The organism is Streptomyces sp. GQ60, from assembly GCF_059758875.1.
On sequence record NZ_JCAXEG010000026.1, the window covers coordinates 1 to 20579 of the forward strand.

Sequence of the window (20579 nt, forward strand, 5' to 3'; positions counted from 1 at the left end):
GTCCGGGAGATGGCCGCGGACCGGTTCGGGGCGCTCTTCCAGCACCACGTGGACGTTGGTGCCGCCGAAGCCGAACGAGCTGACGGCGGCGCGTCGCGGGGTGCCGGTGTCCGGAAAGGGCAGTGCGGTGTCGGCGAAGCGCAGGCCGGCGGCGGAGATGCCCAGGTCGGGGTGGGGGGTGGTGGCCGGCTGCGGGAGGATCGTGCGGTGGTGGACGACGAGGGCCGTCTTGATGAGTCCCGCGATGCCGGCCGCGGCGAGGGAGTGTCCGATGAGGGCCTTGCCCGCGCCGAGGTAGCACAGGGCGGGGTCGTCGTCCGGGTACTCGGTGCGCAGTCGGCGCATGGCCTCGGCCTCGGCGCGGTCGCCGGCGGCGGTGCCGGTGCCGTGGGCCTCCAGGAACCCCACGGAGGACGGGGCGACCGCCGCGTCGTCGTAGGCCCGGCGCATGGCGCGGAGCTGGCCTTCCGAGGTGGGGACCAGGGGGCCGGGGGAGGCGCCGTCGTTGGCCGAGCCGATGCCCTTGATCACCGCGTAGACGCGGTCGCCTGCGGCGAGGGCGTCGGCGAGGGGCCGTATGACGACGACACCGGCGCCTTCGCCGAGGACGAAGCCGTCGGCCTCCTCGTCGAACGGGCGGCACACGCCGGCGGCGGACAGGGCGCGGAGGCGGGAGAAGCCGACCAGGCTGTCGGGGGTGAGGTTGAGGTACACGCCGCCGACGAGGGCGATCCGGCAGCTGCCGGACCGCACCTGGGCGACGGCCTGGTCGAGGGCGACCAGCGAACCGGAACAGGCGGCGTCGACGGCGAAGCTGGGACCGCCGAGGTCGAAGTGGCGGCTGACGGTCCCGGCCGCCATGTTGAGCAGGCTCCCCGGCAGGGTGAAGGCGTCGATGGTGCCGAGCTGCCGCGCCCGCTCCCTGGCCGCTTCGGCGGCGCCCCCGGTCTCGTCGCCGTCGTCCGCCGCGTGCGCGTCCTCGGCCAGGGTGATGGCCCGGAGGGGGGCCGCCATGAGGTCCTTGTAGTCGGACACCGAAATTCCGAAGAACACCCCGGTGTTCTCGCGGTCGAAGTCGCCGCGGCCCATCCCCGCGTCGGCGAGCGCCTCGCGGCTGACGTCGAGCATCAGCCGGTGCTGCGGGTCCATGGCCCGGGCGCGGGCGGGCGGCACCCCGTAGTGCGCGGCGTCGAAGCGGTCCAGGTCCTCCAGGAAGGCGACCTGGTCGGTGTACGAGGCGTTGGGGGCCGACCGGTTTCCCGGCTCGTGGAAGGTCCCGTGGTTCCAGCGTTCCCTCGGGACGGCGGAGAACTGGCGCTCCGCGCTCATCAGGAGCTTCCAGTAGGTGCGGATGTCGGGGGCGGCGGGAAAGCGGCAGCCGAGTCCGACGATGGCGATGTCAGTCATGGGTCTTCCTTGTCGTAGCGCCCTGGACGGATGGCGGCCGGGGCTGGGCGGGGCTGGAGGGGACGGAGGGGCTGGAGGGCGGAGCGCCAGGTGCTCAGCGGCGCGCGTGGGCGTGGGCGTGGGTACGGACGACGGTGCGGTTCGGGGAGCAACGGCCCGGGGCGCACCGCCTCGCGGCGGCCGGTGGCGGCCGGGGCGCCGGCTGCGGCTGCGGCGCTTTGGGCCTCAGCGCCTTCGGTGCCCACCAGTTCAGGCCGCCCGCCAGGCGCATGAGCGCCGGTACGAGGACGCCCCGCACGAGCGTGGCGTCGAGGAGGACGCCCAGACCCGCGCCGATGCCGAAGAACTGCAGCAGGGAGACCTGGGAGGTACCGAAGCTCAGGAGGGTGAACGCGAGCAGGGCGCCGGCCGTGGTGACGATGCCTCCCGTCCGGGCGATGCCCCTGACGATCGAGTCGGTGTTGTTCGCCCCGGCGTCGTGCGCCTCCTTGATCCGGGCCAGGACGAAGACCTCGTAGTCCACCGAGAGTCCGAAGAGGATGCAGAACAGCAGCACCGGCATGGTCGTGCTGAGCGGCCCTGGCGTGAAGCCGAGGAGGCCGCTCAGATGGCCCGTCTGGAAGATCCACACCATCGCTCCCATGACGGCCGTCAGGCTCAGGGCGTTGAGCGCGATGGCCTTGAGCGGCAGCAGCAGGCTGCGCGTGAAGCCGAAGAGCAGCACGAACGTGGTGCCGGTGATCAGGGCGAGCGCCAGCGGAATCCGGTCCCCGACCGTGGCCTTCGCGTCGACCAGTACCGCGCTCGGGCCGCCGACCAGGACCTCGGTGCCCGCCGGGGCGGGGACCGCGCGGACGTCGTGCACGAGCTGCTGGCCCGCCCGCGAGCGGGGGTCGACCCGCGGCACCACGGAGAGCTGGGCCGGACCGTCGCCCGCGCGCCCGGCGACGGGGGAGACCTGGTCGACCTCGGAGACCTGAGCGACCTGGGGGAGCGCGGACAGCGTGCGGACGTAGTCCTCCCGCGCCGACCGGGGTGCCGTGCCCGTCACGGAGACGGTGAGCGCGTCGGCGCCCTTCATGTCGAAGGCGTCGCGCACCAGGTCACCGGTCTGCCGGCTGGCCGCGCTCGTCGGCAGCGCCCGGTCGTCGGGGGTGGCGAAACCGGCGTGCGCGAACGGCGCGGCGAGGACCACCAGCAGGCCGATCACGGGCAGCGCCGCGAGCAGCGGGCGGCGGACGACGATCCGCGCCAGCCCCTCCCAGAAGCGCGATCCGGAGCCCGTACGGGCCCGGCGGCGCCACGGTACGGGCCAGGCGTTCACGCGCTTGCCGAGCAGGGCGAGCAGAGCGGGCAGGACGGTCACGGCGCTCACGGCGGCGATGGCCACCACGGCGATGCCCGCGTAGGCGAAGGACCGCAGGAAGTACGGCGGGAACACCAGCAGCGTCGCGAGCGCGGCGCAGACCGTCGCGGCACTGAAGGCGATCGTGTGGCCGGCGGTGCGCACGGTCCGGATGGCGGCCGTCCGCGGGAGGTACCCGGCGGCGAGCTCCTCGCGGAACCGCGAGACGATCAGCAGCCCGTAGTCGATGCCCAGCCCCAGGCCGAGCGCCGTGGTGAGGTTCAGCGCGAACACGGACACGTCGGTGACGGAGCCGAGGACGCTCAGGACCAGCAGGGTCCCGGCGATGGCGAGGACTCCGATCAGCAGCGGCAGCGCGGCGGCCACGACGCTGCCGAACGCCAGGACCAGCAGGATCAGGGTGCCCGGCAGCACGACGGCCTCGGCCCGCTTCAGGTCGGACTCCGCGATGTCCTGGAGCTCGGCGTCGGTGAGCGCCGACCCTCCCACGTGCACGGTCAGGGCCGGCTCGCCGCCCGGTTCCACCGGAGCGCCGTGAGCGCCGGGGGCGGTCAGTTCCCCGCTCAGCCGTTCGACCCGGGCGCCGAGCTGTTCGCCCTCCCCGTCCACGTGCGCGACCAGCATGGCCGCGTGGCCGTCCCGGCTGCGCAGCTCCGCCGCGCCGCCGGTCCAGTACGAGGTCACGGCGCTCACGTGCGGCTGGGCGGCGAGCCGGCGGGTCAGGTCCTCGCCCTCGCTCCGGGCCGCCGGGCCGTCGACGGAACCGTCGCGGGCCTGTGCGACGACGACCAGGTTCGGGGAGGCCCCCAGGCGCTCGGCGGCCACGCGGGCGGCGCGGCTGGACTGCGACCGGGGGTCGTCGTACCCCTGCGTCTTCAGCCGGCCCGTGGCCTCCGCACCGAACACGACGGACAGCGCGAGGAACACGAGGGCGGCGAAGAGGACGAGCCCGGGACGGCGGGTCACGAAGACGCCTGCGCGACGGGACATCGGGGCCTCCGATCCGGGTGCGGGTACGTCCTGCTCTGGTGCGGGACGGTGGATTTCCACCGTGCCCCGGTCGGGGACGGGGTCGTAGCCCCGGCTGTTCGTTACTTGACAGGAGGCCTCCGTGCGTCTCCGTGGCCGTTCCCCTCCACGTCCCTGCCCCTGGGCGCCGTCGGCCTTCCTCGCGACGGGTCACCCGGATTTGGGCGCCCGCGCCGGAGGTGGTTGGCTTGGCGCGACGGGCGATCACCACGCTTGGAATCGCTTGGAATCACAACTGTTGGAGGAGTAGCCATGGCGCAGGTCGAGGCCACCACGGAACGCATCATCGGGGCGGACGCGGAGACCGTGTTCGACGCGCTGGCCGACTACACCGGGACCCGGGGCAAGCTGCTGCCCGAGCACTTCAGCGAGTACGAGGTGCGCGAGGGCGGCGACGGCGAGGGCACCCTCGTCCACTGGAAGCTCCAGGCCACGAGCAAGCGGGTCCGCGACTGCCTGCTGGAGGTCACCGAGCCCACCGACGGCCAGCTCGTGGAGAAGGACCGCAACTCCTCCATGGTCACCACCTGGACGGTCACCCCGGCGGGCGAGGGCAAGTCCAAGGCCGTCGTCACCACCGTGTGGGACGGCGCGGGCGGCATCGGCGGCTTCTTCGAGCGCACCTTCGCGCCCAAGGGCCTGGCCCGCATCTACGACACCTTCCTCGCCAACCTGGCCGCCGAAGTCAAGGGCTGAGCAAGGCCGTTGCCGGTGAGGCCGCGGACCGGGCCTCACCGGATCGGGTGAAACGACCCCTCCCCGCCGCACGGAGGGTGAAGGCGTGCCACCGCGCGGGCGTGGCCCCGGGGTCCGCGAGGGCCGCGGGGCTAGGGTGGGGCCCCAGCGCTACCGACCGCCCGGGGGCCCGATGAAGATCCTCATCTCCGCCGACATGGAAGGCGCCACCGGCGTCACCTGGCCCGCCGACGTACTGCCCGGGACCCCGCAGTGGGAACGCTGCCGGACCATGTTCACCTCCGACGTGAACGCCGCCGTCCTCGGCTTCTACGACGCGGGCGCCGACCAGGTCCTCGTCAACGAGGCCCACTGGACCATGCGCAACCTGCTGCTGGAGCGGCTCGACGCGCGCGTCGAGATGCTCACCGGCCGCCACAAATCCCTCTCCATGGTCGAGGGCGTCCAGCACGGGGACGTCGACGGCATCGCCTTCGTCGGCTACCACACCGGCGCCGGAGCCGAGGGCGTGCTCGCCCACACCTACCTCGCCAACTCCATCACCGGGGTCTGGATCAACGGGACCCGCGCCAGCGAGGGCCTGCTCAACGCGCACGTGGTCGCCGAGTACGGGGTCCCGGTGGTCCTCGTCACCGGAGACGACCTGACCTGCGCCGACGCCGCCGGCTACGCCCCGGACGCGGTGACCGTCGCCGTCAAGGACCACGTGTCGCGCTACGCCGCCGTCTGCCGCACCCCGGCCCGTACGGCCGCCGACATCCGGGCCGCCGCCAAGGAGGCCGCGGCCCTCGCGGTCCGCCACGAGCCGGTGCGCGGGGGGCCGTTCACGGTGGAGGTGGAGTTCGACGCCGAGCACCTGGCGATGGCCGCCACGGTGGTGCCCGGAGTCGAGCGGGCGGGTGAGCGTAGGGTCGGGTACACCAGCGGGACGATGTACGAGGGGATCCGGACCTTCAAGGCGGTCACCACGATCGTCTCGGCAGCGGTGGAGGAGCAATATGGCTGACATGTCCGAGCCGGGCGCCGACGCCCTCGTCGGCAGCACCCCCGTCGACCGGGTGGCGCTCGACGAGGCCGTCGAGTTCACCTCCGGCCTGATCCGCATCGACACCACCAACCGCGGCGGCGGCGACTGCCGGGAGCGCCCGGCCGCCGAGTACGTCGCCGAGCGGCTGGCGGACATCGGCCTGGAGCCCGCGCTGCTGGAGCGCACCCCGGGCCGCACCAACGTGGTGGCCCGGATCGCGGGCACCGACCCCACCGCCCCCGCCCTCCTGGTCCACGGCCACCTCGACGTGGTCCCGGCCGAGGCCGCCGACTGGAGCGTGGACCCCTTCTCCGGCGAGGTCCGGGACGGGGTGGTCTGGGGCCGCGGCGCCGTCGACATGAAGAACATGGACGCGATGGTGCTGGCCGTCGTACGGGCCTGGGCGCGGGCCGCCAAAAGGGGACAGGACTTCCGACCCCGGCGGGACATCGTGATCGCCTACACCGCCGACGAGGAGGACAGCGCGATCGACGGCTCGGGCTTCCTCGCCGACCACCACCCGGAACTCTTCGAAGGCTGCACCGAGGGCATCAGCGAATCCGGCGCCTTCACCGTGCACACCGCCCCCGGGCAGACCCTCTATCCGATCGCCGCCGGGGAACGCGGCACCGCCTGGCTGAAGCTCACCGCGACCGGCACCGCCGGACACGGCTCCAAGCCCAACCGGGCCAACGCGGTCAGCCGGCTCGCCGCCGCCGTCGCCCGCATCGGCGAGCACGACTGGCCGGTCCGCCTCACCGACACCGTCACCGCCTGCATCACCGAACTCGCAGCCCTGCAGGGGATGTCGGTCGATCCGCGGGGCCCCGGATTCCAGCTCGACCAGATCCTCAACAAGCTCGGCCCGGCAGGTGCCCTCGTCGACGCGACCGTCCGCAACAGCGCCAACCCGACGATGCTCAGCGCCGGTTACAAGCTCAACGTCATCCCCGGCACCGCCACCGCCTACGTGGACGGCCGGATGCTGCCGGGCGGCGAGGCCGAGTTCACCGCCACCCTCGACGAGCTCACCGGCCCCGACGTGCACTGGGAGTTCCACCACCGGGAGGTGGCCCTCGAAGCCCCCGTGGACGGGCGGACGTACGGGATCCTGCGCGAGTCCGTCGAGGCCTTCGACCCCGAAGGGCACGTGGTGCCCTTCTGCATGGCGGGCGGCACCGACGCCAAGCAGTTCTCCCGGCTCGGCATCACCGGCTACGGCTTCTCCCCGCTCAAGCTGCCGCCCGGCTTCGACTACTGGGCCCTCTTCCACGGAGTGGACGAGCGGGTGCCCGTCGACGCCCTGCACTTCGGGGTCCGCGTCCTCGATCGCGCCCTGCGCGCCCTGTGATCACCGCGCGGGGCGACGGCACCGCCCCCTACGGCAGCTGGCCCTCGCCCATCGGAGCCGCGCTCGCCGCCTCCCTCGACGGGAGGCCCGAGTACCTCGGCGCGATCGGCACCGAGGTGTGGTGGACGGAGCCCCGGCCGGCCGAAGGCGGCCGCCGCGCCCTGGTCCGCCGGCCCGCGGACGGCGGACCCGCCGTCTGCGCGCTGCCGGCGCCGTGGAACGTGCGCAGCAGGGTCACCGAGTACGGCGGCCTGCCCTGGGCGGGCGCCGAACGGCCCCTGGGCGGACCGCTGGTGGTCTTCGTCCACTTCGCCGACCAGCGGCTGTACGCGTACGAGCCGGACGCGCCCGGCAGTCCCGCCCCGTGGGCCCTGACCCCCGTCTCGGCGGTCGGCGGCGGGCTGCGCTGGGCCGACCCGGTGCTGCGCGAGGGTGAAGTCTGGTGCGTGCTGGAGGAGTTCACCGGAGCCGCGCCGACCGAGGTGCGCCGGGTGCTGGCCGCCGTACCGCTGGACGGGTCGGCCGCCGAAGACCGCTCACGGGTAAGGGAGTTGACCGACGACCGGTACCGGTTCAGTACCGGGCCCCGGCTCTCTCGGGACGGGCGGCAGGCGGCCTGGCTGGTGTGGGACCACCCCCGGATGCCGTGGGACGGCACCGAGCTCCGGCTCGCCGAGGTCACTCCCGACGGCCGGCTCGCGGATTCCCGTACCGTGCTCGGCGGACCGGAGGAGGCCGTCGCGCAGGTCGAGTGGACCACCGGCGGAAGCCTCCTCGCGGTGAGCGACCGGGGCGGCTGGTGGAACCCGTACCGGGTGGACCGGGAGTCGGGCGAGGCCGTCAACCTGTGCCCCCGGGAAGAGGAGTTCGGCGGGCCGCTGTGGAAGCCCGGCCTGCGCTGGATCGCGGCGCTCCCCGACGGACTGGTGGCCGTCCTGCACGGCCAGGGCTCGTCGGTGCTCGGCGTGCTCGACCCGGAGAGCGGGGACCTGGTCGACGCGGCCGGGCCGTGGACGAACTGGCAGCCCACGCTCGCGGTCAGCGGCAGCCGGGTCTACGGGGTCGCAGCCAGCCCGCGCAGCGCCTACGAGGTGGTGGAGCTGGACACGGCCACCGGGCACGCCCGGGTGGTGGGCGGCCGCGGCTACCGCGGGACCGAAGGGGCGGGCGGGCCTGCTGCGGCCGTCGGGGCGGGCGGGACCCGAGGACCGGGGCCGGCCGACCGGGCGGACCCCGCGTACTACCCGGAGCCGCAGAGCCGGACCTTCTTCGGCCGGGGCGGCCGGGAGATCCACGCCCACGTCTACCCGCCGCACCACCCCGTGCTGCGCGCCCGGGCCGACGAGCTGCCCCCCTACGCGGTGTGGGCGCACGGCGGCCCCACCGACCACGTGCCGCCCGTACTCGACCTGCACATCGCCTACTTCACCTCGCGCGGCATCGGCGTCGTCGAGGTCGACTACGGCGGTTCCACGGGCTACGGGCGCGCCTACCGGGAACGGCTGCGCGAACAGTGGGGCGTCGTCGACGTGGAGGACTGCGCCGCCGTGGCACGGGCCCTGGCCGCCGAGGGCACCGCCGACCCGGACCGGCTCGCGATCCGTGGCGGCAGCGCGGGCGGCTGGACGGCGGCCGTTTCGCTGGCATCCACCGGCCTGTACGCGTGCGCGGCGATCATCTACCCCGTACTGGACCTGGCCGGCTTCGCCGCGGAGACCCACGACCTGGAGTCCCGCTACATCGACGGCCTCGCCGGACCCCCGCAGACCCTGGCCGTGCGCAGCCGCGAGCGCTCCCCGGTGGCCCGCGCCGACCGGATCACCGCGCCGTTCGTCCTGCTCCAGGGCCTGGACGACCCGGTCTGTCCGCCCGCGCAGGCGGAGCGGCTGCTGGCCGCGATGCGCGGGCGGTCGGTACCGCACGCGTACGTGGCCTTCGAGGGCGAGGGGCACGGCTTCCGGCGCGCGGACACGATGGTCCGGGCCCTGGAGGCGGAGCTGTCCCTGTACGCGCAGGTGTTCGGATTCGAGCGGGCGGACATCCCCCGTTTGGCCCTGTCCGACTGAGCCCCCGGCCCGCCGTGAGCAGACGATGGGGCCATGAGCTCCCACACGTCCAAGAACCGCGGCAAGGGTCGCGGGTCGATCACCCCGGGCCGGGCGGGCATCATCGCGCTCGCGGTGCTCACTCTGGTGTTCATCTTCGAGAACACCGCCCCCACCAAGATCCGGCTGCTGATCCCGCAGGTGACGATGCCGCTGTACGTCGCCCTGCTGATCGCGGCGGTGCTGGGCGGGCTGTGCGGGGCCTACTTCGCCCGGCGGCGCAAGTAGGAGGGGAGCCGCGGCGCGCGCCTGCGGTCAGCCCGGGTGGACCCAGACGCGGAGCGGGCCGATGGCGGTGAAGCCGTGGCGCAGCGCCGTGTCGAGGTCGTCCCCCGACTCGTAGCCGACGAGCCCCAGGCCGGGCCAGAGCGAGCCGGCCAGGGTCAGCGCGCCCGTCCAGGCCTCGTCGTCCGGGGTTCCGTCGGCGCTGAACACGTTGGAGATGCCGACCACCTCGCCGGTGCGGTTGGCGGCGGCCCCGGCGAGGATCCGCCCCTCGGGATCCCGCCCCGCGAGGAAGGCGATGTCCCCGGTGTGCCCGGCGCCGTGCGCGTCCTCCTCCGAATCCCCCGTGAGGAGCCCCGGGTGGAACAGGCCGGTGCTCTCCTCGCCGTCCCAGGCCGTCTCCCACGCCGTCAGCTCCTCGGGGCCGGAGATCCGGCTCCACGCCAGGGACGGGGCGGCCTCGGGAGCGGAGGGCGGGCGGTGGATCCACTCGGCGCCGAAGAGGACCTCGAAGCCGGCCGGAGCCAGGTCGAGCACGGCGAAGCTGTCCTTGACCGAGGCGTGCGGCGCACCGGTGTCGATCCCGGCGAGCAGCGCGGCCGTGTCGGTGTCCCGGGTGAGGGTCACGGCGTCCGGGTAGTAGAGCGGGGTCGGGCGCGGGCTGCTCCAGGCCTCGGCGGTGAAACCGCCGTCGCGGCAGACCGCCGCGCACCACGCGGCGTTGTTGTACGCGGCCGCGAGGAGGAGTTCTTCGGTGTTCGGGGTGATGATCACCCCGGGATCCTGCCACAGCCCCTAGCCTGGGGCGATGCCGTTTTTCCGGACCTCGCCGAGGGCGGCCGGGTCGGGCTGCGGCCCTACCGGCCCACTGACGCGGCCGAGTTCACCGCCGGGGTGCCCGAGAGCCGCGCGCTCCACCGCCCGTGGCCGTCGCCGCCCGCGACCGAGGAGGCTTACGAGGCGTACGCCGCCCAGCTGATCGCCGGTGCGACCGGGGGCGCGTCCGGGGCCGCCGCGGCGGGCAGGGCCGGATTCCTCCTGTGCGAGCGGGAGTCGGGCGCGATCGCACCGGCTGGAGGCCGATATTCAGCCGGGTAACACCGCTTCGGTCGCCCTCGTCCGCGGGCTCGGCTTCCGGCGGGAGGGGCTGTCGCCGGACTTCCTCCACGTCGACGGGGCCCGGCGGGACCACGAACGCTGGGCGATCACGGCCGAAATGCCATGCCCCGGGTCCGCGCATCGCACAGGATGAGTCCATGCGAACCCTCGTGCTCCTCGACGCACCGTCCAACCTCGGGCTCCGCCCCCCGGCCCCGGGCGCCGTGCCCGGTGTGTACAAACTGGCAGGGGCCCTGCGCGAACAGGGTCTGCTGGCCCGCCTCGGCGCGCGCGAGGGCGGGGTGGTCGTCCCGCCGCGCTACGACCGGGGCGACTGGAAGGAGGGCGACGGGGTGTTCCACGCCGGACCCCTCGCCGCGTACACCGTCGCCCTCGCCGACCGGATCGAGGACCACCTGCGCGCCGGGGAGTTCCCCGTCGTGCTCGGCGGCGACTGCTCCATCCAGCTCGGCGCCTCCCTGGCCATGCGGCGCCTCGGGCGGTACGGCATCGCCGCGATCGACGGCTCCGCCGATTTCCGCCACCCCGGCAACGAGGCCGTCAACGGGCCCGTCGGCGCGGCCGGCGGCGAGGAGCTGGCCCTCGCCACCGGGCGCGGCCGGCCGGACCTCGCGGACCTGGAGGGCCTCGGGCCCTACGTGCGCGACGAGGACGTACGGCTCTTCGGACTGCGCGACGGGGACCCGGACCTCCCCGAGTTGCGCGCCGCCGGGATCTTCGCCGCCACCGTGGGGGCGATCCGCGACCGGGGCGCCGGGCCGGTGGCCCGTACCGCCCTGACGGGGCTCCAGCCCCCGGCCACCGCAGGGTTCTGGGTCCACCTGGACGCCGACGTACTGGACCCGTCCGTGATGCCGGCCGTCGACAGCCCGGACCCGGGCGGCCTGATCCCCGACGAACTCGCGGAACTGCTCGGCGTGTTGATCAGCTCCCCGCGCTGCGTCGGGCTCAACGTCACCATCTACGACCCGGACCTGGACCCGGACGGGCGCGCCGGAGCCCTGCTCGCGGACCTGGTGGCGGGCGCGTTCGCGTAGGGCCCGTCGCCCACGTCCCGTCCGCGACGGGCCGTAGGGCGGGGCGGGTCCTTCGGATCGGTGGCGGCCGGGCACCCGTCCGGCGGGCCGCCCCGCTCAGAACCCGATCGCGCCGTCGATGCGCTCGCGCAGCAGGTCGGCGTGGCCGTTGTGCCGGGCGTACTCCTCGATCATGTGGATCAGCACCCAGCGCAGCGAGACCTCGCCCCGCCAGCCGTCCTTCCCGGAGACCTCCAGATCGGGAGCCCGCTCGGTGAAACCCTCCGCGAACTCCACCTCCGCGCGCCACGCCTCCCACGCGCGCTCGGCCGCCCCCGGCGCGGACACCGCGCCGTCGAAGTCCCCGTCGGGGTCGGCCGGGGAGGAGAACAGGGCGGGGGCCTCCAGCCCGGCCAGCACCTGCCGGAACCAGCGGCGCTCCACGTCCGCGAGGTGGCGGACCAGGCCCAGCAGCGACAGGGTGGACGGCTCCACCGACCGGGCGGCCAACTCCGCGTCCAGGCCGGCGCACTTGAGCCGCAGCGTCGCGCGCTGGGCACCCAGCATGCCGACGAGCATCCGCCGCTCGTCGCCGGTCGCCGGTCCGGTGAACCGGGTTCCGGACACGTCCCCGGGGAAGAACGCGCCTCTTCTGCTCGCACCGCTCATGCCCTCCATGATCGGCCACCGGTCCGTACGGCGAAAGGTTTTGCGTAATCCTGACCGGTGGCGATCCGCCGAATCCCTGTGCACGGACGGCCGTGGCGTGTTCCATTTCCCTCATGGCCACCACCGTCCGCCGTTCCGTACTGACCCTTCCCGCAGCCCCGTTGGGCCCCGAGAACCCGCTGCCCGCCCTCCGCGGGTCCGACGGGGTGCACACACTGGACGAGCGCTCACGCGAAGGTCTGCCGCGCGACATGGCACGCCAGATCGGGTACGAGCCGCTGCGCTCGCTGCTCCCCGTCCGGGTCCGGGACGGCTACCAACGGCAGCGCGCCGAGCGGGACTTCGAGACGGTCGTCATCGAGAACGCACATCTGCGCGCCACCGTCCTGCCCGGGCTCGGTGGCCGGATCCATTCGCTCGTCCACCTCCCCTCGGGACGTGAACTGCTCTACCGCAACCCGGTGTTCCAGCCCGCCAACTTCGCACTGAACGGCGCCTGGTTCTCCGGCGGCATCGAGTGGAACCTCGGCGCCACCGGCCACACCACGCTCTCCTGCGCCCCGTTGCACGCCGCGCTCGTCCCGGCGCCCGACGGCGGAGTCATGGTGCGGCTCTGGGAGTGGGAGCGGCTGCGCGACCTGCCCTTCCAGGTGGACCTGTGGCTGCCCGAGGACTCGGAGTTCCTCTACGTCGGCGTCCGCGTCCGCAATCCGCACGAGCGGCCCGCGCCCGTGTACTGGTGGTCCAACATCGCCGTGCCCGAGGAGCCCGGCACCCGCGTCCTGGCCCCGGCCGACGAGGCCTGGCACTTCGGGTACGAGCGCTCCCTCCGGCGCATCCCCGTACCCGGATGGGAGGGCGCGGACCGGACGTACCCGCTGCGCAGCACGTACCCCGCCGACTTCTTCTACGAGGTCGAAGCCGGGACCCGGCCCTGGATCGCCTCCCTCGACGCCGACGGGCGCGGACTCGTCCAGACCTCGACGGCCCGGCTGCGCGGCCGCAAGCTCTTCGTCTGGGGTGCGGGCGAGGGCGGCCGGCGCTGGCAGGAGTGGCTGACGGAGCCCGGCACGGGCGGGTACGCGGAGATCCAGGCCGGGCTCGCCCGGACCCAGCTGGAGCACGTACGGCTGGAGGCGGGCGCGGAGTTCAGCTGGCTGGAGGCCTACGGAGCCCTGTCCGCGGACCCGCTCGCCGTGCACGGGGACGACTGGACGGCGGCCCGCGCCGCGGCCGGGGCGGCGCTGGAGTCCGCGCTGCCCGGGCCGGCCGTGGACGCGGCGTACGAGGCGTGGCGCGGGTGCGCCGACACCGAACCGGGGGAGCGGCTGGCGGCCGGCTCCGGCTGGGGCGCGCTGGAGGTGCTGTGCGGGGGCCACAAGCTGCCCGGCACCCCCTTCACCGAGGACACCCTCGACGAGGACCAGGCCCCCTGGCTGGAGCTGTGGCGCACCGGGGTCTTCCCCGCCCCGCGGCGGGTGGCGCCGCCCGGCCCGAGCCTGGTCGCCCCGCACTGGCGGGACATGCTGGAGACGGCCGCGGCCGACCCGCTGACCGAGTACCACCTCGGGGTCGCCCAGTGGCACGCCGGGGACATCGCCCAGGCGGTACGGAGCTGGGAGCGCGGGCTGGCACTGGCCCCCTCGCGGTGGCCGCTGCTGAGGTGCCTGGCGGTCGCCGACGACCTGGCCGGCGACCCGGCCCGGGCGGCCCGCTGGTACGCCGAGGCCTTCGAGGACCTGACGCAGGAGAGCCGGGGCGGCACGGCCTGGCTGGCCGCCGAATCGGCCCTGGGCCGGGAGGCGCTGGGGTGCCTGCTGGCGGCGGGGCTGCCGGCGGAGGCCCGCTCGGTGTGGGACCGGCTGCGCCCCGCCCTGCGCGAGGAGGGCCGCTTCCGGCTGGCGGCGGCCCGGCTGCTCGCGGCGGAGGGCCATGTGGGCGCGGCCCGACGGGTCTTCGAAGAGGGCTTCGAACTGCCCGACCTCCGCGAGGGCGAGGAGACCCTCTCCGAGGTGTGGGCCACCCTCACCGACCGCTCGCTGCCGGCCGCGTACAACTTCCGGATGCGCCCGCCGGGCGAGTAGGAGAGTAGGGGCCGCGCCCGCGCTACCGGGTGTAGGTGCGGATGCGGTAGCGCAGGCCGGTCACCGAGGACTGCCAGCCCCCGTCCCCGGCGACGGTCCACGCCGGGTCGAGCTCCGGGGCGTGGGTGTCGCCGACCACCGACGCGTCGACCTCGGTCACCGAGAGCGTCACGGCGTGGGCCAGCGCGGCACGGTAGACCTCTCCGCCGCCGATCACCCAGCACGCGGCGGCGGGGACGGCGGGCCGGGGCCCTCCGGCCCGTCCGTCCTGCCCGGCCGCGATCTCCAGGGCCTCGGGGATGGATCCGGCGCGCTCCGCGCCCTCGGCGGCCCACTCGGGATCGCGCGTCACCACGATGTTGCGCCGCCCGGACAGCGGGCGGAACCGCGCGGGCAGCGAATCCCACGTCTTGCGGCCCATCACCACCGGATGGCCGAGGGTGGTGGCCTTGAAGTGGGCCATGTCCTCGGGTAGCCGCCAGGGAATCCCGTTGTCCGCGCCGATCACGCCGTCGGCGCTCTGCGCCCAGATCAGCCCGACGTTCATGCCGACGTCCATTCCGGTGTCCGTGCCGGTGCCCGTGTCCGTGCCGGTGTCCGTGCTGCCGCTCATACCGCGACCGGGGCCTTGATGGCCGGGTGGTGCTGGTAGCCGACCACCTTCACGTCGCCGTAGGCGTAGTCGAAGAGCGAGTCGGCCCGGCGCAGCTCCAGCTCGGGGAACTCGAACGGGGTGCGCGAGATCTGCTCGGTCACCTGCTCGACGTGGTTGTCGTAGATGTGGCAGTCGCCGCCGGTCCAGATGAAGTCGCCCGGCTCCAGACCGGTCTGCTGCGCCACCATGTGGGTGAGCAGGGCGTAGCTGGCGATGTTGAACGGCACGCCGAGGAACAGGTCCGCGCTGCGCTGGTACAGCTGGCAGGAGAGCTTGCCGTCGGCCACGTAGAACTGGAAGAAGGCGTGGCACGGCGCGAGCGCCATCTTGGACAGCTCGGAGACGTTCCAGGCCGAGACGATCATCCGGCGCGAGTCCGGGTCGCGGCGCAGCGTGTCGAGGACATCGGTGATCTGGTCGATGTGCAGGCCGTCCGGGGTGGGCCAGGAGCGCCACTGGGCGCCGTATACCGGGCCGAGGTCGCCGTTCTCGTCGGCCCACTCGTCCCAGATCGTGACGCCGTGCTCGCGCAGCCAGCCGACGTTCGACTCGCCGCGCAGGAACCACAGCAGCTCGTACACGATCGACTTGAGGTGCACCTTCTTGGTGGTCACCAGGGGGAACCCCTGCGAGAGGTCGTAACGCAGTTGGTGCCCGAAGACACTCCGGGTGCCGGTGCCCGTCCGGTCGGCCTTCGCCGTCCCGGAGGTGAGCACCAGCTTCAACAGGTCTTCGTACTGGGTATCCGCCACGGGCACCGAGTCTACTGGGCCGCCGCCGGAGCTCGGTCAGCCGGCCGCCTCGGCCTCCGCCTCAGCCCCGCCTCAGCCGGCCGCCGGAGCCGCCTCGACCAGGCCGTCGGCGATCAGCCCGGCGAGGACCGCCTCACCGACGGCCAGGACCGCCGTCTGGGGGCGGATCATCACGGTGATCTCGCTGATCAGGCCACCGGGCGCGAGGTGCAGCATGTCGATGCCGTGCACCTGCCGGCCGTTCACGGTGGTCCGGAACGGCAGCACGGTCGCCGGTCCCTCCGGCCCGTCGGACGCGTCCGCCCCGGACTGGACGCCGCCCTCGAAGCGGCCGACGTAGCGGAAGTCCTCGAAGGTGCGCAGGAGGACGCGGAAGAGGGCCAGCACGGCGGGCTTGCCCTCGAACGGCTTCGACTTCACCGGGCTGTTGAGCCGGACGTCCCCGGTGAACAGCGCGTCCAGTGCGGCCAGGTCCTGACTGTCGACGGCGGCGCGGAACCGGTCGGCCGTGCTCGTGTCCGTGGTCATGAGGACTCCTTGATGGTCACCGATGTGATTAGTCATTTTCTTGACTATCATGGCCCGGGCGTCCTTGAGAAGACGCTGCCGCGCACGATCCCGAGGAGACCGACCTATGGCTCTGCGCCACGCCGTACTGGCGGCGCTGCTCGACGAGGAGCTGAGCGGCTACCAGCTGGCCAAGGCTTTCGGCACGGGCGTGGCCAACTTCTGGCACGCCCTGCCCCAGCAGCTCTACGCCGAGCTGGCCAGGCTGGAACGGGAAGGGTTCATCGCGGGCCGCGAGGTGGTCCAGGACACCCGGCCCAACAAGCGGCTGTTCCAGGTCACCGACGCCGGACTGGCCGAGCTGGAGCGCTTCACCGCCGCCGAGACCAAGCCCTGCGTCATCCGCGACGACCTGCTCGTGAAGGTCCAGGCGGCCGAGTACGTGGACACGGAGGCACTGATCGCGCAGCTCGCGCGGCGGACCGCGTTCGCGACGGCCAAGGAGGAGCTGTTCGAGAAGCTCCTGCGCTCGATGCGCGGCGAGCGCACGGAGGAGGAGTTCCTGCGCCACGGCGCACGGATCGGCCCCTACCTCACCTGCCTGCGCGGCTTGGAGTTCGAGCGGGCCAACCGGGCCTGGTACGAGCGCACCACGATCATTCTGAACGAGAGGCGGGCAACCCGTGGAGAGCAGTGAGCGGCGGCGGCCGACCCGGTACGTGGCGCTCGGCGACAGCCAGAGCGAGGGTGTGGGCGACGGGGACGACCGCACCGGACTGCGCGGGTGCGCCGACCGGCTCGCCGAGATGATCGCGGTGCGCGAGCCCGATGTGCTCTACGCCAACCTGGCCGTGCGGGGCCGCCTCGCCGCCGGGGTCCGCGAAGGGCAGCTCGGGCCGGCCCTCGCGCTCCGTCCCGACCTGGCCACCGTGGTCGCCGGGGTCAACGACGTGCTGCGGCCCCGGTTCGACGCCGACGAGGTCGCCGGGCACCTGGAGGCGATGTTCGCCGCGCTCACCGCGCAGGGCGCCCGCGTCGCCACCGTCACCTTCCCCGACATCGCGAAGCTCGTCCCGCTCGCCAAGGGGGCGGCCCCGCGCGTCACCGCGCTCAACGAGCGGATACGCCGGGCGGCGGAGCGGCACGGGGTGGCCGTCGCCGACTTCGCCCGCCACGAGGCCTCCACGGACCCCCGGATGTGGAGCGCGGACCGGCTGCACGCGACGCCGTCCGGCCACGCCATGATCGCCGCCGGGGTCGCGCACGCCCTGGGCCTGCCCGGCAGCGACGAGGCGTGGACCCGCCCGCTGCCCGGCCCGCCGCCCGCCGCCCCGGCGGGCCTGCGGGGCGTCGCCGGGGAGCTGCGGTGGGCCGTGGGCTTCGCCGGGCCCTGGATCGGGCGGCGGCTGCGCGGGCGCTCCTCCGGAGACGGCCGCACGGCCAAGCGGCCCGAACTGCTCCCCGTACGCCTGGCTGCCTGAGCCGGGCGCGGCCCCTTGCGTCAGGCGCGGCAGATGATCTCGCCGTTCAGGACCGAGAACCAGGCGTCCGGGGCCGCGCCCCAGGCGTGCCAGGCGTCCGCCACGGCCGCCAGCTCCGCCTCCGTCGCGTGTCCGCCGTCGGTCGCGATCCCCGCGTATCCCGAGGCCGTCGTGCGGTCCGCCCACAGCGTCGACCACCAGGCGGCCTCCTCCTCGGTCGCGAAGCACCACGAGGTCGCCGTGCAGGTCACGTCCGTGAAGCCGGCCGCCCGCGCCCACGCGCGCAGGCGGCGCCCGGCGTCCGGCTCGCCGCCGTTGGCGCGCGCGACCCGCCGGTACAGGTCCAGCCATTCCTCCAGCCCCGGAGTCGCGGGGTACCAGGCCATCGCCGCGTAGTCCGCGTCCCGCGCCGCGACGATCCCGCCCGGCCGGCACACCCTGCGCATCTCGCGCAGCGCCCGCACCGGATCGCCCACGTGCTGCAGGACCTGGTGGGCGTGGACCACGTCGAAGGAGTCGTCGGGGAAGTCCAGGGCGTGGACGTCCGCCGTGGCGAACTCGATGCCGGTCAGCCCGCGTTCCTCCGCGTACGCGGCGGCCTGCTCGACCACGTCCCGCGCCGCGTCCACCGCCACGACCCGGCCCCGCGGTCCGACCAGCTCCGCCAGGTCCGCCGTGATCGTGCCCGGACCGCAGCCCACGTCCAGGACGGTCATACCGGGGCGCAGCTCGCCGATCAGGTACGCGGCGGAGTTCTCGGCGGTGCGCCAGCGGTGCGAGCGCAGCACCGACTCGTGGTGGCCGTGGGTGTAGACCGCGGTCTCGTGCGCGGGCTCCGTGGCTTCCGTGGTGTTCATGGGACCTGGCTCCTTCGTCGTCGAAGTGCTGTCGAGGCGTTGGCCTCACCGTAAGGGATCAGTTCGGTAGGTGAGATACGTGTTTTGACATGTGGACAGCACCCGTGTGCGCCAAGGGGGTTGGGCGGGCGGGTGGCAGGTGGCGGCAGGGGCGAGGACAGTGAATCCGGGGGAACGAAGGACGGTGAGATCCATGCCGGACCCGCTGCTCGACCGGCACGCCGAAGCGCTGCGGCTCTTCGGCCGGTACGTCCACGCGGTCTCGGACGCCCAGTGGGACGCGCCGACGCCCTGTAGCGAATGGAGCGTGCGCGACCTGGTCAACCACGTCACCGCCGAACAGCTGTGGATACCGCCCCTGGTCACCGACGGCCGCACCGTCGAGGACATCGGCAGCACCTTCAACGGCGACGTCCTCGGCACGGACCCCGGCGCGGCCTGGGACGAGGCCTCCGCCGCCGCGCACACGGCCTTCGAGATCCCCGGAGCGCTGGACCGCACGGTCCGGCTCTCCTACGGGCCCGCGCTCGGGTCGGCGTACTGCTCGGAGCTGACCGCGGACTGCGTCGTCCACGCCTGGGACCTCGCTCGGGGCATCGGCGCCGACGACCGGCTGCCGGACGGCCTCGTCGAGTTCTCCCTCAAGGAGGTCATGCCCTACGCCGGGGGACTGGCCGCGAGCGGGATGTACGCGGCTCCGCTGGAGATCCCGGCCGGAGCGGACGCCCAGACCCGGCTGCTCGCGCTGCTGGGGAGGAGCGGCTGAGGGAATCCGGCGGCCGGACCGGGCGCGACGGCTCCGCTGCCGGCCCCCGGCCCCGTGGCGGCCGGGGGCCCACAACGGGCGATCGTGGACGAATGACCGTATAAAGGCATGGTCGGGAGGCGCGGGGACGGCAGGGAGAGGTGGCGCGCGGTGTCGGGGATCCAGCGCACGACGGCCGAGGGCCGGGGGCAGGTCCGCTACGGTCCGCCCACCCCCCAGCCCGGCCTGCCCGTCCTGCCCGAGCTCACGGCCGTCCTCGCTTCGGCCGCCTGGCGCTCGGCCCCCGAACCGGCCGGCGGGGGCGTCCCCGTACGGGCCGCCGCCGCCCGGCACTGGGGACGGCGCGGGCTGCCCACGGACCCCGACCACGTGGCCGCCGGACCCGGCGCTCCCGCCCTGCTGCTGGCGCTGCTCGGCGCGTACGGCGGCGACGTCATGCTCCCCCGGCCGTGTCCCGCCTGGTGGACGCCGCAGGTCCGGCTGCTGGGACGGCGCGCCTATCACGTACCCACCCCGGCCGAGTGCGGCGGCGTGCCCGACCCCTACGCCCTGCTGGAGACCGTGCGCCGGGTGCGCGCCGAGGGCGGCGATCCGCGGGTGCTCCTGCTGTCCGTCGCCGACGACCCGACGGCGACCGTTGCGCCGCCCGAACTGCTCCGGGAGGCCTGCGAGGCCGCCGAGTCGGCCGGGCTGTTCGTCGTCAGCGACGAGACCTGGCGCGACACCGTCCACCGGCCGGCCCGCGGAGGCCCGGGCGGGCCCGGCGAGCCGGGCGCAGCCGGCCCCGGCGGACTCCGGGGCTCCCACGACAGGCTCGTCGTGCTCAGCCCCGCCGAAATGCTGCCGGACGACACCGCGGTGCTCCTCGACCTCTCCGGCGCGCTGCTGCCCGCCGGCTGGCCCGCCGCCGTCGTCCGGTTCCCCGGCACCCCGCACGGCGCCTGGCTGCGGGCCCGGACCCTGGACGTGCTGACCGCCACCGGCGGGCTCGTCGCGGGCCCCGTCGCCGGGGCGGCCGCGCACGCCCTCGACGAGCCCGCCGCCGTCGCCGGACGCACCGCCGCGGCCGCCTCCCTGCACGGCGCCGTGGCCCGGGCCGCGCACCGGGAACTACTGGCCGCCGGCGCGCTGGCCCGGCCTCCGCAGGCCGGCCGGCACCTGTACGCCGATCTGACTCCGCTGCGCGCGGGGCTCGCCCGGCAGGGCATCGGCGACGCGATGGAACTGGAGGACTGGCTGGGCGGACGGCTCGGCGCGCCGACGCCCGGCGGGCAGCGGTTCGCGGACGAGCCCGTCGCCCCGCGGGTCCGGCTGTCGACCGGACCGCTGCTGGGCGCCACCCCGGAGGAGCGGCTCGCGGCGCTCACCGCGACCGATCCCCTCGCCCTGCCCCACGTACGGGACTCCCTGGCCCGGCTCCGGTCGGTCCTGGCCGGGCTGTCCGACTGAGCCCCGCGCGGGTCCACC

General features: G+C 74.4%; 19 protein-coding genes and 1 pseudogene. 12 read left to right on the top strand and 8 right to left on the bottom strand.

Annotated features, from left to right (window positions below; translation table 11 throughout):
* Both AC6CKD_RS34830 and AC6CKD_RS34835 read right to left on the bottom strand, forming a co-directional pair.
* The coding region (locus AC6CKD_RS34830; RefSeq protein ID WP_498332970.1) for a beta-ketoacyl [acyl carrier protein] synthase domain-containing protein at window positions 1-1407 on the bottom strand (1407 nt) is incomplete at its 3' end.
* A gap of 94 nt (window positions 1408-1501) precedes the next feature.
* Window positions 1502-3763 carry an MMPL family transporter gene (locus tag AC6CKD_RS34835; protein ID WP_498332971.1) on the bottom strand — a complete coding sequence of 754 codons (2262 nt, stop codon included), beginning with the start codon at window positions 3761-3763 and terminating at the stop codon, window positions 1502-1504.
* 291 nt (window positions 3764-4054) lie between these two features.
* Between AC6CKD_RS34835 and AC6CKD_RS34840 the strand changes: the two genes are divergently transcribed.
* The 5 genes from AC6CKD_RS34840 (at window position 4055) to AC6CKD_RS34860 (ending at window position 9209) form a co-directional block, all read left to right on the top strand.
* A complete protein-coding gene (locus AC6CKD_RS34840) occupies window positions 4055-4498 on the top strand; it encodes an SRPBCC family protein (protein WP_478685399.1) in 444 nt (147 codons plus the stop codon).
* Window positions 4499-4670: 172 nt separating this feature from the next.
* Entirely contained in the window at window positions 4671-5504 is an 834-nt protein-coding gene (locus AC6CKD_RS34845; RefSeq protein WP_478685400.1) for a M55 family metallopeptidase, read from the top strand.
* Window position 5505: 1 nt separating this feature from the next.
* Entirely contained in the window at window positions 5506-6876 is a 1371-nt protein-coding gene (locus tag AC6CKD_RS34850; protein ID WP_498333067.1) for a M20/M25/M40 family metallo-hydrolase, read from the top strand.
* Window positions 6873-8942: a prolyl oligopeptidase family serine peptidase gene (locus AC6CKD_RS34855; RefSeq protein WP_498332974.1), complete on the top strand. Its 2070-nt coding sequence runs from the start codon at window positions 6873-6875 to the stop codon at window positions 8940-8942. Before AC6CKD_RS34850 ends, AC6CKD_RS34855 begins: the two co-directional genes overlap by 4 nt.
* Window positions 8943-8975: 33 nt before the next feature.
* Entirely contained in the window at window positions 8976-9209 is a 234-nt protein-coding gene (locus tag AC6CKD_RS34860) for a LapA family protein (RefSeq protein WP_498332976.1), read from the top strand.
* 27 nt (window positions 9210-9236) lie between these two features.
* Here AC6CKD_RS34860 and AC6CKD_RS34865 read toward each other — a convergent pair whose 3' ends face one another.
* Window positions 9237-9980 (bottom strand): hypothetical protein, encoded by a 744-nt coding sequence (locus tag AC6CKD_RS34865; protein WP_498332977.1) that lies wholly within the window; start codon window positions 9978-9980, stop codon window positions 9237-9239.
* A 9-nt stretch (window positions 9981-9989) separates the two neighbouring features.
* Between AC6CKD_RS34865 and AC6CKD_RS34870 the strand changes: the two are divergent.
* Window positions 9990-10458: pseudogene (locus tag AC6CKD_RS34870) on the top strand (GNAT family N-acetyltransferase).
* 4 nt (window positions 10459-10462) lie between these two features.
* Window positions 10463-11362 (top strand): arginase family protein, encoded by a 900-nt coding sequence (locus AC6CKD_RS34875; protein WP_498332979.1) that lies wholly within the window; start codon window positions 10463-10465, stop codon window positions 11360-11362.
* A 96-nt stretch (window positions 11363-11458) separates the two neighbouring features.
* Here the strand turns inward: AC6CKD_RS34875 and AC6CKD_RS34880 are convergent, their stop codons facing one another.
* Window positions 11459-12010 (bottom strand): DinB family protein, encoded by a 552-nt coding sequence (locus AC6CKD_RS34880; protein ID WP_498332981.1) that lies wholly within the window; start codon window positions 12008-12010, stop codon window positions 11459-11461.
* A 113-nt stretch (window positions 12011-12123) separates the two neighbouring features.
* Between AC6CKD_RS34880 and AC6CKD_RS34885 the strand changes: the two genes are divergently transcribed.
* Entirely contained in the window at window positions 12124-14094 is a 1971-nt protein-coding gene (locus AC6CKD_RS34885; RefSeq protein WP_498332983.1) for a DUF5107 domain-containing protein, read from the top strand.
* A 22-nt stretch (window positions 14095-14116) separates the two neighbouring features.
* Here AC6CKD_RS34885 and AC6CKD_RS34890 read toward each other — a convergent pair whose 3' ends face one another.
* The 3 genes from AC6CKD_RS34890 to AC6CKD_RS34900 form a co-directional block, all read right to left on the bottom strand.
* Window positions 14117-14641 (bottom strand): dihydrofolate reductase, encoded by a 525-nt coding sequence (locus tag AC6CKD_RS34890; protein ID WP_498333069.1) that lies wholly within the window; start codon window positions 14639-14641, stop codon window positions 14117-14119.
* 62 nt (window positions 14642-14703) lie between these two features.
* Window positions 14704-15501 (bottom strand): thymidylate synthase, encoded by a 798-nt coding sequence (locus AC6CKD_RS34895; RefSeq protein WP_498332984.1) that lies wholly within the window; start codon window positions 15499-15501, stop codon window positions 14704-14706.
* 72 nt (window positions 15502-15573) lie between these two features.
* Window positions 15574-16029, bottom strand: a complete 456-nt coding sequence (locus tag AC6CKD_RS34900; protein ID WP_498332986.1) for a nuclear transport factor 2 family protein — start codon at window positions 16027-16029, stop codon at window positions 15574-15576.
* Window positions 16030-16135: 106 nt separating this feature from the next.
* On the opposite strand from AC6CKD_RS34900, the gene AC6CKD_RS34905 reads away from it, so the two are divergent.
* Window positions 16136-16705, top strand: coding sequence for a PadR family transcriptional regulator (locus AC6CKD_RS34905; protein ID WP_498332987.1), 570 nt, complete (start codon window positions 16136-16138; stop codon window positions 16703-16705).
* Window positions 16692-17489 (top strand): SGNH/GDSL hydrolase family protein, encoded by a 798-nt coding sequence (locus AC6CKD_RS34910; protein ID WP_498332989.1) that lies wholly within the window; start codon window positions 16692-16694, stop codon window positions 17487-17489. Before AC6CKD_RS34905 ends, AC6CKD_RS34910 begins: the two co-directional genes overlap by 14 nt.
* Before the next feature lie 20 nt (window positions 17490-17509).
* Here AC6CKD_RS34910 and AC6CKD_RS34915 read toward each other — a convergent pair whose 3' ends face one another.
* A complete protein-coding gene (locus AC6CKD_RS34915) occupies window positions 17510-18346 on the bottom strand; it encodes a class I SAM-dependent methyltransferase (RefSeq protein ID WP_498332990.1) in 837 nt (278 codons plus the stop codon).
* A gap of 193 nt (window positions 18347-18539) precedes the next feature.
* On the opposite strand from AC6CKD_RS34915, the gene AC6CKD_RS34920 reads away from it, so the two are divergent.
* On the top strand, window positions 18540-19112 hold the full coding sequence (locus AC6CKD_RS34920) for a TIGR03086 family metal-binding protein (RefSeq protein ID WP_498332992.1): 573 nt from the start codon (window positions 18540-18542) through the stop codon (window positions 19110-19112).
* Window positions 19113-19271: 159 nt separating this feature from the next.
* The gene (locus tag AC6CKD_RS34925; RefSeq protein WP_498333071.1) at window positions 19272-20561 is read left to right on the top strand and encodes an aminotransferase class I/II-fold pyridoxal phosphate-dependent enzyme; all 1290 of its coding nucleotides are present in this window, start codon (window positions 19272-19274) and stop codon (window positions 20559-20561) included.
* Window positions 20562-20579 lie beyond the last annotated feature (18 nt).